11 protein-coding genes are annotated in these 15,278 nt (G+C 58.7%); 6 read left to right on the top strand and 5 right to left on the bottom strand.

The window, feature by feature from the left end; genetic code table 11:
- Window positions 1-5 precede the first annotated feature (5 nt).
- A complete protein-coding gene (locus tag HY011_18400) occupies window positions 6-989 on the bottom strand; it encodes a VWA domain-containing protein (protein MBI3424911.1) in 984 nt (327 codons plus the stop codon).
- Between the two features lie 57 nt (window positions 990-1,046).
- Window positions 1,047-1,409, bottom strand: coding sequence for a zinc ribbon domain-containing protein (locus HY011_18405; protein MBI3424912.1), 363 nt, complete (start codon window positions 1,407-1,409; stop codon window positions 1,047-1,049).
- Window positions 1,410-1,906: 497 nt separating this feature from the next.
- Here HY011_18405 and HY011_18410 point away from each other — a divergent pair, with 497 nt between their 5' ends.
- The 4 genes from HY011_18410 (at window position 1,907) to HY011_18425 (ending at window position 8,954) form a co-directional block, all read left to right on the top strand.
- The gene (locus HY011_18410; protein MBI3424913.1) at window positions 1,907-3,598 is read left to right on the top strand and encodes a gamma-glutamyltransferase; all 1,692 of its coding nucleotides are present in this window, start codon (window positions 1,907-1,909) and stop codon (window positions 3,596-3,598) included.
- Window positions 3,599-3,916: 318 nt separating this feature from the next.
- Window positions 3,917-4,876: a MoxR family ATPase gene (locus HY011_18415; protein MBI3424914.1), complete on the top strand. Its 960-nt coding sequence runs from the start codon at window positions 3,917-3,919 to the stop codon at window positions 4,874-4,876.
- A 322-nt stretch (window positions 4,877-5,198) separates the two neighbouring features.
- The gene (locus HY011_18420; protein MBI3424915.1) at window positions 5,199-6,479 is read left to right on the top strand and encodes a DUF58 domain-containing protein; all 1,281 of its coding nucleotides are present in this window, start codon (window positions 5,199-5,201) and stop codon (window positions 6,477-6,479) included.
- Window positions 6,480-6,701: 222 nt separating this feature from the next.
- Window positions 6,702-8,954 (top strand): DUF3488 domain-containing protein, encoded by a 2,253-nt coding sequence (locus HY011_18425; GenBank protein ID MBI3424916.1) that lies wholly within the window; start codon window positions 6,702-6,704, stop codon window positions 8,952-8,954.
- Window positions 8,955-8,958: 4 nt separating this feature from the next.
- Here HY011_18425 and add read toward each other — a convergent pair whose 3' ends face one another.
- Window positions 8,959-10,014 (bottom strand): adenosine deaminase, encoded by a 1,056-nt coding sequence (gene add / locus HY011_18430; GenBank protein ID MBI3424917.1) that lies wholly within the window; start codon window positions 10,012-10,014, stop codon window positions 8,959-8,961.
- A 571-nt stretch (window positions 10,015-10,585) separates the two neighbouring features.
- Between add and HY011_18435 the strand changes: the two genes are divergently transcribed.
- Entirely contained in the window at window positions 10,586-11,155 is a 570-nt protein-coding gene (locus tag HY011_18435) for a hypothetical protein (protein MBI3424918.1), read from the top strand.
- On the opposite strand, the gene HY011_18440 is transcribed toward HY011_18435, so the two are convergent.
- Both HY011_18440 and HY011_18445 read right to left on the bottom strand, forming a co-directional pair.
- A complete protein-coding gene (locus HY011_18440; protein ID MBI3424919.1) occupies window positions 11,152-11,682 on the bottom strand; it encodes a hypothetical protein in 531 nt (176 codons plus the stop codon). The genes HY011_18435 and HY011_18440 overlap by 4 nt on opposite strands.
- A gap of 83 nt (window positions 11,683-11,765) precedes the next feature.
- Window positions 11,766-13,676, bottom strand: coding sequence for a PEP/pyruvate-binding domain-containing protein (locus tag HY011_18445; GenBank protein MBI3424920.1), 1,911 nt, complete (start codon window positions 13,674-13,676; stop codon window positions 11,766-11,768).
- Between the two features lie 78 nt (window positions 13,677-13,754).
- On the opposite strand from HY011_18445, the gene tilS reads away from it, so the two are divergent.
- Window positions 13,755-15,161 carry a tRNA lysidine(34) synthetase TilS gene (gene tilS, locus HY011_18450; protein ID MBI3424921.1) on the top strand — a complete coding sequence of 469 codons (1,407 nt, stop codon included), beginning with the start codon at window positions 13,755-13,757 and terminating at the stop codon, window positions 15,159-15,161.
- The last annotated feature ends 117 nt before the right edge of the window (window positions 15,162-15,278 follow it).

The following is a 15,278-nucleotide window of genomic DNA, read 5'->3' on the forward strand; positions in this document are numbered from 1 at the left end:
CTGCGTTACTGCCCGCGCGGCGGATGGTATGCCTTATGCCGCATCTTGATCGTCTGGTCGGAAGAGGAGATCAGCAGCAGCCGTTTGTTGATCGGGTTGATGCCTTCGGGGTAGTAGGTGAGTTGGTAGCGGTCATTGCGCAATTCGTCGCAAATCTCTTTGACCGCCACTTTGATGTCGCCGTCAATCGGGAAAATCTTACCGCCGGTACCCTCAGTCAGTTTTTCGAGAGCTTCAGCGGCTTTGGGCGCGTTCTTACGCAACGCGCCGCGCGTGCGGTCGCGCACCTGGATGGCGTAAACGGTGATGTTCTCGTCCTGCAAGGTGGCGAGCAGTTTCTCGAATTTGATTTTACTGTCGCGATCCAGTCCGTCGCCAACGATCACGATGATGCGTTTGCTGAAGCCTACCTCGGGCCGCAACACATCTTCCATCGTCACGTCCAGTGCGTCGAACAAGTGTGGCGCATCGGTCTTGCGCAGCAGGGCCACCGTGTTCTGCAAATCCTCCGGCTTGTCCGTCCATTCGGTGATGACTTCGGGTTTGGTGTCGTAGCCGATCACTTGCACCTTGTCGCCCTCGTAAATTTCCGGCGCGAAGGCGGCGGGCACTGAGGCCAGTTTTTTGACATCGGTCTGGATGGTCGCCGAATTATCAAGCAAGACGACGATGCGCGCGGGCGTCGGGTCGGGCGCGAATGATTCGACCTTTTGCAGCACGCTGCCGTCGAACAGTTCCAATTCCAGTTTGGAGATAAATTTCTCGACTTCGGCCTTGTCTTCGGTGCTGGCCAACAGGCGTTTGGGTTTGTTCGGATCGTCTACGCGTTGCGCAATGACCGGGATGACCAGGGTGCGGCGGTTGTTGATCACATTGCGGCCCGATTGGCTGAACGCCGGAAGAACGGGGAGCAACAGGGATAGAGAAGTGGAAAGAAGGAGCGCAAACCTGATGCGACGTTGCTTCAACGATGAGTTACTACTTTGCATTTCAACGACTCCTTTTTTCCACCTTAATTCAGCTACAAGTTGCGCGCGCGCAAGCACTCAAGTCGTGCTTGCCTTTGCGGCAGTTTCTTTCTTCTCACTCTTGTCTGGTTTATCAGCCTTGTCCACTTTATCAGCCTTGTCCACTTTATCAGCCTTGTCGGTTTTCTCAGCTTTTTCAGTTTTTTCCGTCTTGTCGGCTTTTTCAGCTTTCTTGTCTCCGCCTTTGGCTTCTTTGCCTTTGTTGCTGTAATCGGTCACGTACCAGCCGGAGCCTTTGAACTGAAAGGCCGTCTGGGAAAAGATTTTTTCCAGTTTGTTGGCCTTGCACTGCGGGCATTTGGTCAACGGCGCATCGCTCATCTTCTGCATCACTTCCAAGTGATTTCCACATTTCAAACATTCATATTCGTAAATCGGCATAGTGTCGTTTGAAAATAACCTCCCTGAATTGCCTGAATTCCTTGTTCAACTGGTCTTTTGGTGCAAACGGAATTTAGCATAAGCGCGCATTCGCTCACAACGGCGTGTTTTGGCGAAGGGGCACAATAGCGCAACTGCCGAGGTTGCGCAGCTTCAGCAACAAAGCGGTGGAAGACCGGGGCGGCTTGAATGTCGTAGCCAATGCAGCGGCGCAACCTCGGCGGGTTGCGCTACCGGTTCGACGGCTTGTCCCAGCGGCGGCGATTTGGTAGAAGTGGCCTGCTTTTTCGTCCTGGCGGCAACGCCACAGCAACCCCTGCGCGATACAGAAAGGATCACCCGATGAAATCAAAGCCTGCAAAGTTACTCATCTATTGCCTGGTTGGCCTGCTTGCCAGCGCGCCGCTGTACTCTAGTTCTGCCCAGACGCAACGGCCCGACACCTTTCGTCCGCCAGTGCGTGGCACGCGGGGCGTCGTCGCGGGCGGACAGCCGCGGTGGTCGAAGCGGGCTTGCGGATGTTGCATCGCGGCGGCAACGCTGTGGATGCGGGCGTCGCGGCGACGCTGGCCGGTTCGGTGATTGAGTTCTCGCACTTTGCGTTCGGCGGCGAAGTCCCAGTTTTGATTAAGCTGGCGAATCAGCCGGTCATTACCATCAACGGGCAGGGCACTGCGCCTAAGCTGGCGACGCGCGAATTTTTTGAGAAGCGCGCGAGTGCGGATGGCCCGGAAGTTCGCGGGCGCAAACCGGGGTTGATCCCCGGCACCGGCCCGTTGGCAGCGACGGTGCCCGGCGTGCTGGATGCGATGGTTGTCGCGCTCGATAAATTCGGGACGCTGAAGCTGGCCGATGTGATGCAGCCCGCGATTGAATTGGCCGAGGCCTTCCCAATTGACGAACTGCGCGTGTCTTACATTCGCAACACGCGCAGCGTCTTTGAGCAATGGCCCGCCAGCAAAGCCGTCTTCCTGCCCAACGGCGAAGTGCCCAAGGTCGGCGACATCTTCGTGCAAAAGAACCTTGCCAATTCCTTGCGCGAACTGGTCGAGGTCGAAAAGAAAAATGCGAAGCGGGGCCGTAGCGCCGCGTTGCAGGCGGCCCGCGATCATTTTTATCGCGGGCCGTTGGGCAAACGCTATTGCGATGCGGTGGAAAAGGCCGGCGGGCTGTTGCGCGCGGGCGATCTGGCCGCTTTCAAGGCCGAGCTTGACCAGCCGACCAAGGTCAACTTTCACGGCTACGAAGTTTACAAGACTGGATTCTGGGCGCAGGGGCCGGTGTTGTTGCAGACGTTGAATCTGTTGGAAAGCTACGATCTGAAGGCGCTCAAACACAATTCGGCGGATTACGTGCACACGCTGACCGAAGCGATCAAGCTGGCCTTTGCCGACCGCGACCGTTATTACGGCGACCCGCATTTCGTCAAAGTCCCGGCAGTCGAATTGCTCTCGCCCGAATACACGGCCATGCGCCGCGCGCTGATTGATCCGCAAGTCGCTTCAATGGAGCAGCGGCCCGGCGACCCGGTCAACAAACGTTCGCTGGCGCAATTGATTGGTTACGTTCCAACCGGCCCGACCGAAATCCCAGAAGCCGAACGCGCGCACGACACGACCTGCGTCAACGTGATTGACGGCCAGGGCAACGTCTTTTCGGCCACACCGAGCGGCGCGTGGCTGCCCAGCGTGGTGGCGGGCGACACGGGCATCCCAATCTCGTCGCGGCTGCAAAGCTTCCTGCTCACGCCCGGCCATCCAAATGAATTGCAACCGGGCAAGCGCCCGCGCGTGACACTTTCGCCGACGCTGGTGCTGAAAGACGGCCAGCCTTTTGCGGCGCTCTCGACGCCGGGCGGCGACAACCAGGATCAGGCGTTGCTGCAAGTGCTGCTCAACGTGATCGAATTCGGCATGAATCCGCAGGAAGCGGTCGAAGCGGCCCGGTTTGAAACTTTGCATTTCGTCAGCTCGTTTGAAGATCACAAGTTCAATCCGGGCATTTTGAATATGGAGAGCCGCTTCGGCGCAGCGTTGCACGAAGCGCTGAAGGCACGCGGCCACAAGATCGAAGTCAAACCCGACTTTGCGCCCACCGCCGCGCCGACCATCATCCTGTATGATCCACAGCGCAAATTGATTGAAGCAGGGGCGGATGTACGGCGCGGACGATATGCGATTGGCTGGTGAGACGGAATTGCTGCGTATAGCTTTAGCCCGCGAATGCGGGCATCAGAATAAAGCCCAGGGTGAAACGCAGAGCGTGTAACCCTGGGATAAGTAGTGCTTGCACGTCAAGCCTGCGAACGCGGGCGACAGATCGTCAGAAGTAGACGAAGACAACCAAACTAATGTCTGCCGCCCACTTCGTGGGCTGAATGAATTCATCATTGACACTACCTGGGGTTCCGGCTGCGCCTGCGCCCCAGGCTTTATGCTGCCGCCCGCGTTCGCGGGCTGAGTTCGCGCATAGTTTCGAGGCGGCTGATTTGGCAAGGAGTAGGATTGATAGCAGCAGCAACAACCATCACTACAACCGCGCGCTTGCGTGAGTTGCAACAGACCATTGAGAGCGTCATTCGCGGCAAGTCCGAAGTCGTGCAACTTGCCATCACGACGTTGCTCGCGGGTGGGCATCTGTTGGTCGAAGACGTGCCCGGCGTCGGCAAAACCACGCTGGCGCAAACGCTGGCGCGCTGTCTGGACGGCAGCTTTCAGCGCATCCAATTCACCAGCGATCTGTTGCCGTCAGACATCGTCGGCGTATCGGTGTTCAACCAACAGACGGGCGACTTTGAATTCAAGTCCGGCCCCATCTTCGCCAACATCATTCTGGCGGACGAGATCAATCGCACCACGCCAAAAACACAGAGCAGCCTGCTCGAAGCCATGTCCGAGGGCCGCGCGACCATCGAGAATCAAACGTATGATTTGCCGCGCCCGTTTTTGGTGCTGGCGACGCAAAACCCACTCGAACATCACGGCACTTACCCGCTGCCCGAATCGCAACTGGATCGTTTCCTGATGCGCATCCGTATGGGCTATCCGGCGGTCGAAGAAGAAAAGCAGATTTTGCGGCAACAGGCGCAGCGCCATCCGATTGAGCGCGTCGTGCCGTTGATGAGCGCCGACGACGTGTTGGATTTGCAGGACGAGGTCAAAGGCGTGCGGATGGACGAAGCCTTGCTCGATTACCTGATGCAAATCGTCAATGCGACGCGCCATTCCGAAAAGCTGGAACTGGGCGTCAGCCCGCGTGGGGCGCTGTCGTTGTATCGCGCGGCGCAGGCACTGGCCCTGACCGAAGAGCGCGATTATTGCCTGGCCGATGACATCAAACGGCTGGTCGGTCCCGTCTGCGGGCATCGCGTCGTCGTCAGCTCGCGTTACGCCAGCCGCTTGCATCACGGCGAAGAGGCCGAAGAGATTTTGCTGGAGATCGTCAACAGCTTGCGCGTGCCGCTGTAAAAAGCCAGCCACGGGGCACGGGGAGCACGAGGATTTGCTGGTGCGGTGAGTTGCTTTTCTGTTTCGCCGTGTCGCTGGTACGCGCTGCATAAATTAGACATTATCGGGAATAGGAATTAACCACGGGGAACACGGGGGAAGAGGGGCAAGCACAAAGCAGACCGACAGTTCGAAACTCTTCCGCCGCTGGGATTTTGCTTGCGTTCCCCGTGCGCCCCGTGGTTCGCTCGTTGCTTAATCCCGATAAAGTCTACTGTAATTTTCCGGCACCTCTTTGGTTTTCCCCGTGCCCCCATCTGCCCTCGTGGTTCAACGATTTTCTATGTTCAACTTCCTGCGTCGCAACAATCTCAGTTTCGCCGTCGTCGCCGGGACGCTGGCGTGTCTGGCGCTGGGTTCGTTGGTGATTGCGCTGACTGCGCGGCAACGTGGCGATCTGAGTTGGGCGACGGGGTGGATGCGCGCGGCGCTGGGCATCTTTGTCTTGCTGGTGGCCTATGCCTTGCCGAAGCTGGCGCAGGTGGTGCAGCCCGAAGCCTTGCCTTTCCGCGCGCCCTTTCAACTGCCCGGCATCGGCATCGCCTTTGGCACCTTTGTGATTGTCGTCGCGCTCACCGCTTTCAGCACCGGCAACAATCTGCTCTATCTGATTTTTTCGTTGTTGCTGGCGACCTCGGTTGTCTCCGCCGTGGCGGCGCGGTTGAATCTGACGCGGCTTGAGTTAGACCTGAAACCGCCCAAGCATATTTTCGCGGGCGAACCGGCCACGCTGGAACTCACGCTGACCAATCGCAAACGCCTGTTGCCGTCGTTTTCATTGCTGGCCGTCTTGCAGGAACCCAAAGCCGACGCGCGCGAGCTGGCCTTTTTTGCCATTGTGCCGCCCCGCGCCCGCTCGCAAGTGCGATTGACGCATACCTTCGCCCGGCGTGGCGTGTATGAACTGCAAAATCTGGCGGTCGTGACGCGCTTTCCGTTCGGCTTTGTCGAACGCGGTTACACGCTCGATAGCCGGGGTGAATTGGTCGTGTATCCGGCGTTGCAACCCTTGCGCGAGTTTGAGCATTCGTTGCCGGTAGCGCTGGGACAGGTCGAAAGCCTGCGCAAGGGCAGCGGCAGCGACCTCTATGCGATTCGCCAATACCGGCCCGCCGATCACCGCCACACGATTGACTGGAAGGCGACCGCCAAAACCGCGCGGCTGATGGTGCGCGAGTTCACGCGCGAAGACGATTGGCGCGTGACGATTCATTTCGATATTCGCGCCACCGTGGCCGAGAGCGAGCGCTTCGAGCGCGCCATCGCGTTGACGGCCAGTTTGCTCGAATATTTCATCCGGGCGGGCGCCGAGGTGCGATTGTTGATTGGCGCGGCGGATTTTGGTTACGGCAGCAGCCGCGCGCATTGGTACGCGCTGTTGCGCGAATTGGCGCGCTTGCAAGTGACGGAGCAAGCTGTGGCGGAACCCGCCGCTACCACAGCAGAGTGGACGGGTGCGGAGTTGCGCAATGAATTCCGCATCTGGCTGACTTCGGCAGCGCCAGCTATGTTGCCGAGCGGCTTAGGCGCGTCAACACAGATGATTCATTTCGACGAGTTGTAAGGACAACCCTTCGTTGTAACGAGTTTTTGCTGGCTGTAAATAATGCGGGGTTGGAAAGGGAGCACGTTCAGAGTTCACGCTTCAGCGTGTCTGCGGGCACGTTCAGAGTTCACGCTTCAGCGTGTCTGCGGGCCGTTACGCACACGCTGAAGCGTGAACTCTAAACTGCTGTCTCCGAAAAATTTACAGCAAGAATTTATTCATTACGTCACGTTGAGCGTTATGACCTTGGATCGTTACTTCAAACTTTCATCATACGGTTTGCTGGCCACGGGCACGGCGATGCTGGTGGCGACGCATCAGCTCGATTTGATTTCGCTGTCGCTGTTTGCCGCCGTGTTGTTGCTGGCCTGCCTGATTGATTGCGGTTTGAGGCGTTGGTGGGAACCCAGACGCTGGGTGAACTGGCTGGTGCCGGCCTGGCTGCCGGTGGCGCTGGCGGATTGGTATTTTCTCGATTCGACGCTGCCGGCGATCACCATGCGGTTCTTGCTTTTTACCGTGGCGTTGCGGCTTTTGCGCCAAAAGAACGACCGCGATTGGCGTTGGCTGTATACCGTGTCGTTTATGCAGGTGCTGTTTGCCGCCGGATTGATGATTGACACGACGTTTTTGGTGTTATTGATCGTGTACCTGTTCGCGGCCATCTCGACGCTGGTGAGTTTTGAATTACAGCGGGCCGCGCACAGCTTTGAAGAACAACAGCAGAGCCAGCCCGGCCAACCCGAATTCTGGCGTGAGCCGCGGCAATTCGGCTTTGCCGGCGCCGGACGCCGCATTCGCAAAACGCTGGGTGCGCCGCGCTGGCACAATGTTTCGCTCTTTGCGGGGGCCGCGCTGTTGTTGATCTTTGCCCTGGCCGCGCCGCTCTTTCTGGTGATGCCGCGCGTGGCGCGCGCCCTGCCCAGCAACTTCATGCGCGGCGAGGCGCTGTCGGGCTTTTCCGAGAACGTGCGCCTGGGCGAAGTCGCGCGCATCAAACTCAATCCGCAAGTCGTGATGCGTGTGCGCGTGAAGTTCCCGCCGCTAATACCGCGTCAATGGCTGCGCTGGCGCGGGCTGGCGTTGGACAAATACGAAAATGGCAATTGGTCGCGCACGCTGCCCCGGCCCAGCCGACTGGATGATCATGGGACAGGCTATTACGTGATTAGCGAACGCGCCGCGCGACAGCCTTACACCGAACAGGAATTTTTCCTGGAACCGCTTAATTCCGACATCGTCTTTGCGGCGGCGCGCGCAATTAGTGTGGGTGGACTGGATGCGCTGAAGCGTGATGATGCCGGGGCGCTCTGGACTGATCCGCACGCGTTTTACCGCTACCGCTACACCGTCCAGTCCGACACCAGCGAAATGCCCGCAGAGAAATTGCAAGCGGACGCTTCGGGCTCCTACTCCGAAGAAACGCGGCGGCTTTACCTGCAATTACCCGACGAACCCGACCGGCGGCTGAAAAAACTGGCTGAAACGATCACGCACGGCGCGGCAACGCCATACGAAGCGGCGCGGCGCATCGAACAGCATTTGCAAGACAACTATGCCTATTCGCTCGATTTGCAGGAAGTCGAAGCGGGCGACCCGGTCTGCGATTTTTTGTTCAATGCCAAAGCCGGACATTGCGAATACTTTGCTTCGGCGATGGTCTTGCTGTTGCGTCTGCACGGCATTCCGGCGCGCTTGGTCAACGGCTTCCAGATGGGCGAATACAGCGAAGTGGCGGATGTTTACACCGTGCGGCAATCCGACGCGCATTCGTGGGTCGAAGCCTATTTTCCGAAATCCGGCTGGATCACCTTCGATCCGACGCCGGATGCCGGGTTGAATGTTTATGACAACGGCTGGCTGGCCTGGATGCGGCATTATGGCGATGCGATGCAGATGTTCTGGCAAGAGCGCATCGTCGGCTTCGACGCGGGCGAACAGCTTTCGATGCTGCTGGCGGCGCAGCACAAGTTGCAATCCTGGCGTTATGAATCCAGCACGCGCTGGTTCGATTGGCGGCGCAAACTAAACGAATGGCTGGCCGCGTGGGATGATCCAGCCGACACGTCCGCCAGCCTGATCGAGTCAACCGCCGCGCAGCCCACGTTGGCTGAACGGACGCGGGTGCTGCTCTGGCATCCAGTGACGCAATTCCTGCTGGTGTTGTTGACGAGTTTGCTGGCGGTGTTTTTGTGGCGGCAATACCGGCGTTCCTGGCGCTATCGGTTCAAACACGACCCGGCGCGTTCGGCCATCGCCTTCTATCAGGAATTGCTCGACACGCTGGCACGCGCGGGCAAACGCCGCACTCCGGCGCAGACGCCGCAAGAATTCGCCGCCCAACTGCGCTGGCCGCAAGTCACGGAACTGACGGGGTTGTACCAGCGCGCGCGCTTTGGCAAACAGGGCTTGAACGAGGGCGAGATTGCGCGGGCGCTGCAACTGTTGCGTGAATTGCGCAGCCTGAAATCCAGCAAAGTGCCGGTGCGGTAACTTCTCAAACGTTCAACAACTCCGCGCGTAACGCGGCGAATTGCGTCTGAAAGTCGCGTTCCATCGCCGCCAGCTCAGCCGCATTCAACAAGCAGGCGCGCACCCCATTCAACACCAGTTGTTCGACTTGCTCTACCTCAAACCCGAAGGTCGCGGCGGCTTGCAGATATTCATCCGTCAGCGTGGTGTTGAACATCGGCGGGTCGTCGGAATTCAGCGTGACATACAGCCCCGCGGCCAGCAGGCGCGGCAGCGGATGTGCGGCGAAAGAAGGCGCGACACCCAAACAAACATTGCTGGTCGGGCAGACTTCGAGCGGGATTTGGCGCGCGCGCAGCAGTTCGACCAGTTGCGGGTCTTCCAGACAACGCACGCCGTGACCGATGCGGCGCGCGTGCAGCACCTCGATGGCGCCGCGCACGCTTTCCGCCCCCGCGATTTCGCCCGCGTGCGGCACGGCGGCCAACCCGGCGGCGCGCGCGCGCGCAAACGCTTCGGCAAACAATTCGGGCGGATTGCCCGCTTCCAAGCCCCCCAAGCCAAACCCGACGACGCCTTGGTCTTTGCCCGCAATCGCCCATTCCGCGACGGTCAAACTGTGTTCAACGGGGCGCACATTGCGCGCCAGATCGAAAACCCAATTGCAGCGCGTGCCCAGTTCGCGCAGTCCCCAGGCACGCGCCCGTGTGAGCGCCTCGAATTGCTCAGCGAAGGGAATGCGCCGGTTGGTGCTGAAATGCGTGTAGGGCGTGAAGGTGACTTCGCTGTAGCGGATGTTTTGCGCGGCCTGCTGGCGCAGAAAGTCAGTGGCAATCAGTTCGATGTCCGCCGGGGTGCAGATGCAGGACGAGATCGTCAGATAGATTTCGATAAAGTGTTTGAACTCGGTGAAACGGTACCAGCGTTGCAATCCCGCGATGTCGTCAGCGGGCAGCGTGACGCCGTTGCGGCGCGCCAGTTCGAGCAGCGTAGCCGGTTGAATGGAGCCTTCGAGGTGAACGTGCAATTCGACCTTGGGCATACGGCGGATGAATTGAGCGAGCAATTGTTTCTTCATCATTGAACCACGATTGAACCACGGTTTTTACTTTGCAGAGTTGCCGGAACCTTGCCAGCCGGAGACTGCTGGCAAATTATCATAAGCGACGAACCAAGTCAGATTGCCGGAACCGTTGGCTTGTAGCCAGGCCGTTGCCTCTCACCCTCAAGGCTGCGGATTCGCATACAAAAAAGGCCGCTTGGCGTAAGAAATGCCTGGCCGCGTAGTGAAATAGCGCCGACGTGACTTTGCAAACCAAAGCGGGAATGCTAGAGTCCGCGCGTCCCAAACGATGACGATTCGCGGTGTTAGTTCCCCTTCCGAAATATCCACGCAAAGTTTGAAACTACCTCTTGCTTGAGAAAGGTACGACATGGCTTTGTGCCCATCTTGTGGTAGTGAGCGGTTACGAAATGGCTATCGCACGGCGCCGCTGCCGTTGCGACTGCTGGGTATCCGCACGCTGCTTTGCGATAACTGTAATTTCGAATTTCGTGCCTTTTGCCCGCGTGAACCGAAGCGCGGGAACGGACAGCGCTCCAAGCGTAAAGCCGATGTCTTTAATGCGGCCCCAGCGGTTGATTTGGAATCCTTGGGACAACCTGGCGGGGCGGCCCGGCGGTTGCAGCCGGCGATCAGCTTTGATCGTTCGGCGTTGCCGGTGCACGTCGCCACTGCCGCCGCCGCCTATGCCGCGCGCGGGCCTCTGCCGGATTTGCCAGACAATTTCGAGACCGACTTGGAACCAGTGATGTCTGGAACGCCAGCGCCTGATGTGATTGATCCACCAGATGCCTCAACCAGCAACATGCGCGCGCGCATCAGTGCGCCGCCCCCGTCATTGCCGACGGAAGAGCCGCTGTTAAAGCTCAAAGAAGAGTTAGATGAACGGCGCAAAAACGGCTCCAGCCAGATTTGCCCGCACTGCGATTCGCGCGAAGTCAGCCGCCGCCATCGCAAGTTTTGGCAGCGCCTGGTCTTTGGTCTGACGCAAATCCGCCCCTACCGCTGTGACAATTGCGGGCACGCTTTTTATGGCAACCGCCAACCCCACAAACGGCGCAAACCGCTCACCAATAGCGAAGCGGAACTGCTGAAAAACTCCTGTTTCAACTTAACCGAAGGCGGACAACCGGACGACGGGCAAAAGAGCGGCAATTAAGCGGCCGGCGGCCACAACGCAAACGGCAAAACGGTTGTGCCATAGACCAACGCCCCCACGCGCGTTTCTGCCGGCAAGGCTTGAAAGCTGAGCTTGAAGGTAAAGGCCTCGCCCGCTTTCAGACTCACTTTGCCTGTGGCGGGGAAGGGCTGACCGTCCATCGTCTTGCGGTCTTGCAGCTTGTACTCGCGGCAATTTTCATCCAGCAAGTAAACACGTTCCTTTTCGTCAATCAGCCAACGGCCCCGGCTGAGCAAATAAACCGGCAGATTCAATTCCACCGCTTCCTGACTGGCAAAGGCGACCAGTCGCACACGGGTTTCCTGCGGCAGGCGCGTAATCTCTGCCACGGCCACCGGCAATGCCGCATTCGGCGCTGTTTGCTTCAGACAACCTTGCACGCGGGCCAGCGTTACCTGCACTGCCGTTTGCCGCTCAGCTTCGGGGTTTTTGCGCGCACAAGCGGTTAGGCAAAGCGCCAGCGCTGCCGCAAAAATGAAATGAAACCACGAAGAGACGAAGAGCACGAAGGACCGTCTGAAAGATTTTCCCCCAGTGCCTGCTTCCTCGCTTCGTGCTCTTCGTTTCCTCGTGGTGAAAGTCTTTTTCCTCATCTCGTCTCCACATAAGGCCGTGACTGCACGATGTAAATTTGCGTTCCGATGGTGATCCATTCGATGTCCTGCGCGACGCCGCGAAAGACGCGCTGAATTTGCAGGGCGGCCCGCGCCAGCCGCCGCACCACGGCATCGGTCAACACGGCGCGCTCCGTTTCGATCTTGACCTCACGCACGCCACCGCGGTCGTCAAAGGTTAAGAGCGTGTCATCGCCCGACCGTGTCAGCACGCGCACGGCATTGCTTTTGGGCGTAAACAATAATTGTTCGGGCACGCGGCGACCCTCGACGACGCGCATGCCGAGGCCGCGTTTGGCGTTGACGTAAACCGCCCCGTGATCGCTGCGGTCGAAGGGGTTGGTCGTAATCAACACGCCTGCCGCTTCGGCATTGATGCCTTCCTGAATCAGCACTGCCGGATAAACGCCCGAATGGTTGATGCCGAAACTTTCGCGCGCTTCGTAGGCTTCGTAATTCCAGAGCGAGGCCCAGACCGTTTTGATCGCGGCCAACAACGCCTGGTCGTCGCGCACGTTGGGCACGCTGGTATACAGGCCCGCGCCGTTGAAGTTGGGCAAGTCTTCGGAATTGGTCGAACTGCGCGCAAACACGCCTTTGCCACCGAAGAGCAGCCGTTTTTTGGCAAGCACGGCGCGGCTGAATTCAGCATTGAGACTGCCCGCTTGAATTTTGCCGCGCAATTCGGCGAGGCGTTCTTTGCGGTAGGCCGCGTCGTGATTGAAGCGGTCGTTGCCAAGCAATTCCAGCAGCGCTTCATCCAGCTTGTGCGCGCGCAAAAACTGTTCGTAGTAATAAAACGGAATCGTGAAGCCGGACGGCACCGTGATGTCGCGCACCGTGCCGGCGTGGACGGCGTGCAGCAACTCACCCAGATTGGCCGATTTCGCGCCGAAGCGTTTGGCCTCGGTCGAACGCTGGTCTTTCAATGCGGTCAACTCACGGAATTCCAAATCGGCTGCTGGCGTAATGAGGTCAGAACGCTTCGCCAATTGCCGTCCGCGTTCAGCCGTTTCATTGACGGTCGCCGGACGCAGCGTGTAACCATCGTCGCGCGTCTCAAAATAGACGAACTTGCCCGCCAGTGGTTGAAAGGTTTCCGCCGCGCCTTTGATGTAAGCATTCGGCACGCCCCAGTTTTTTGCCAGCAAGTTGACGTGCGCCAGCGGCGTCGAAAAGGTCGTCGTGATGATTCCGGAAACCGGCGTCAACGTAAGCGGCGGTTCGCCGAAGACGACAATCTCATTGCGGTCGAGAATGATGTCGTCGGTCAGACGATCCAGGATGCGCAGCACGCCCGCGTTTTGCGCTTGGTTGAGCGGCAAGTAATCTTGCGGCGCATTGGTTTCGCTGGGCAATAATTTCGGCAACTCTGGCAGTTGAGCCGCGACTTCCTCCTGACGGGCGGAGTTGGGTTTGAAATAGAGCGGGGCAAAAAAACTGGCGTTCAAGGCGTGCTGCGTTTCGCGCACGATTTCGCTTGTGGCCAGATCGCCCTCCCAAAACTCAAAGGTGTATTTGTCCAATCGGGTCTGATAGGCGATGGTGCCGAGCACAAAGCGGCGCGTGGCTTCGAGATAATTGTGCCGGAAAAACTCGCGCCCGCGTTCCAGCGTGAGATAACTTGCGTTCACGAATTCAGAATGAAACGCATAGCGTTGGGAATTTATAAAATAGACCTTGTTTTGGGCGGCGCGGTCTACGACAAACATCAGGTGCGGCAGCGCGTAAAAACGGCCTTGGTAATAAACGCGCGACAACCGATCAAAGTCGGCGCGGCTGGTCAGGCGCGGCAAGTATTTGACGGCAGGCTGGGCCGCGCGGGATTGCGCCGCCGCCAGGCAAGTGTGGCAAAAAAACAATCCGAGCAGCAACAGATAACGCATAGACGATCACCGGGAGATTCGAGCTTGAGCAGCAGGTACACGCCAGAACTTAAAACTGCCGGCAGGAAACTGCAACCATTGACGCAGTTAGAGCGCAAGCTGCAAGCCAGGCTGCGGCGCTTGGGCGTGGGCGCACAGTCCAGCGTAGTCGTCGGCGTGTCGGGCGGCGCCGATTCGATGGCGTTGCTGGATGCCCTGATCCGGTTGCGGCAACGCACGGGCGCGCCGGGTGTCATCAATGCCGCACACCTCAATCATTTGTTGCGCGGCGCGGCGGCGGACGCCGACATGCAATTTGTGCAAACCTGGGCGGAACAACGCGGCGTCAGTTTCTTTGGCACTTGTAGCAATGTCGCGCAACTGGCCAAAGATGGACAGCGCAACCTGGAAGCGACGGCGCGCACGGTGCGCTACGACTTTTTTCGACAAGTCGCGCGGCAATGCGACGCCCAATTCATTTGCACCGCCCATACCTTTGACGACCAGGTCGAGACGCTGCTGATGCGGCTCTTGCGCGGCACGGGCGCGGCGGGCTTGCGCGGCATTCATGAAGTTTCTGAATTGGGCGAAGGGCTGCGTTTGTTGCGGCCCTTGTTGAACGTCACACGCGCCGAGGTGCTGGAGCATTGCGCACAACTGGGCGTCGAATTTCGCACGGATGAAACCAATGCCTCTGAAAAGCTCACGCGCAATCGCGTGCGGCATTCCTTGCTGCCGCTGCTGCGCAGTTTTAATCCGCGTGTGGGCGAGGCTTTGGTGCGTGTCGCCGCCGCGCTGGAAGAAGACGATGATTTTTTGCGCCAAAGCGCGGCCCAATTGTTGAAGCAGGTGGAAGCGGGAACGCGCTTGCGGCTGGCTCCGCTAAACACGGCGCATCCGGCGTTGAGCAAGCGTGTGCTGCGGGCCTGGTTACAAGGCGAAGGCAAAGCGCTGCGGCGACTTGATGCCGTGCATCTACAGACCTTGCTGAAGCTCATCACCCAGGGCCAAAGCGGCAAAGAAGTCGAATTGCCAGGCGGCTGGCGCGTCGTGCGCGAATTTGCCGAATTGCGCCTCGTTGCGCCTGCGGCGTTGGCGCCGGTCGAGTTGCCCGAAGTCACTTGGAACACGACTGAGCCAGTGGAGTTTGGCGGCTACAGATTTACGCTCCAACGTCATTTGCCCAGGTCAGTGGCTGCCAGCTTTTTGCAAAATTATCCGCGCGGGCAGGCCGTGCAAGTGCGCGAGGGCAAGGAACTGGATGCCTTGCGGCTGCGTACCCGCCGGGTCGGCGACGCGTATGTGCCGGAACGAAAACAGCAGCCGGTAAAACTGAAAATGTTGCTGACGCGCCACAAAATCGGCAAAACCGAACGCGCGGCGCATCCGTTATTGACGATGGTGGCGGGACAAATTGTTTGGAGTCCTGGATTACCCGTTGCCAATGAGTTTGCGCTGCCCGCAGAAGCAGATATTTGCGCTTTGCTGACAGTAGAAAAGCACTGAAACCTATGGCGGAAGGGCAGCGTCTTTGACATTTGATCGTTGCCGGGCTGGAATAGGGCAAAGCACAGATGCATTTCAGAATTTTGGTGAGCGAAAATCAGGGGAATACGCTAGAAT

The sequence above is a fragment of the Acidobacteriota bacterium genome (genome assembly GCA_016196035.1).
Classification (GTDB): Bacteria; Acidobacteriota; Blastocatellia; order RBC074; family RBC074; genus JACPYM01.

Coding starts and splice junctions, on each gene's coding strand:
- HY011_18400 (MBI3424911.1), bottom strand. CDS start 989: ATGCAAAGTAGTAACTCATCGTTGAAGCAACGTCGCATCAGGTTTGCG.
- HY011_18405 (MBI3424912.1), bottom strand. CDS start 1,409: ATGCCGATTTACGAATATGAATGTTTGAAATGTGGAAATCACTTGGAA.
- HY011_18420 (MBI3424915.1), top strand. CDS start 5,199: ATGTTCAACTTCCTGCGTCGCAACAATCTCAGTTTCGCCGTCGTCGCC.
- HY011_18425 (MBI3424916.1), top strand. CDS start 6,702: ATGACCTTGGATCGTTACTTCAAACTTTCATCATACGGTTTGCTGGCC.
- add (MBI3424917.1), bottom strand. CDS start 10,014: ATGATGAAGAAACAATTGCTCGCTCAATTCATCCGCCGTATGCCCAAG.
- HY011_18445 (MBI3424920.1), bottom strand. CDS start 13,676: ATGCGTTATCTGTTGCTGCTCGGATTGTTTTTTTGCCACACTTGCCTG.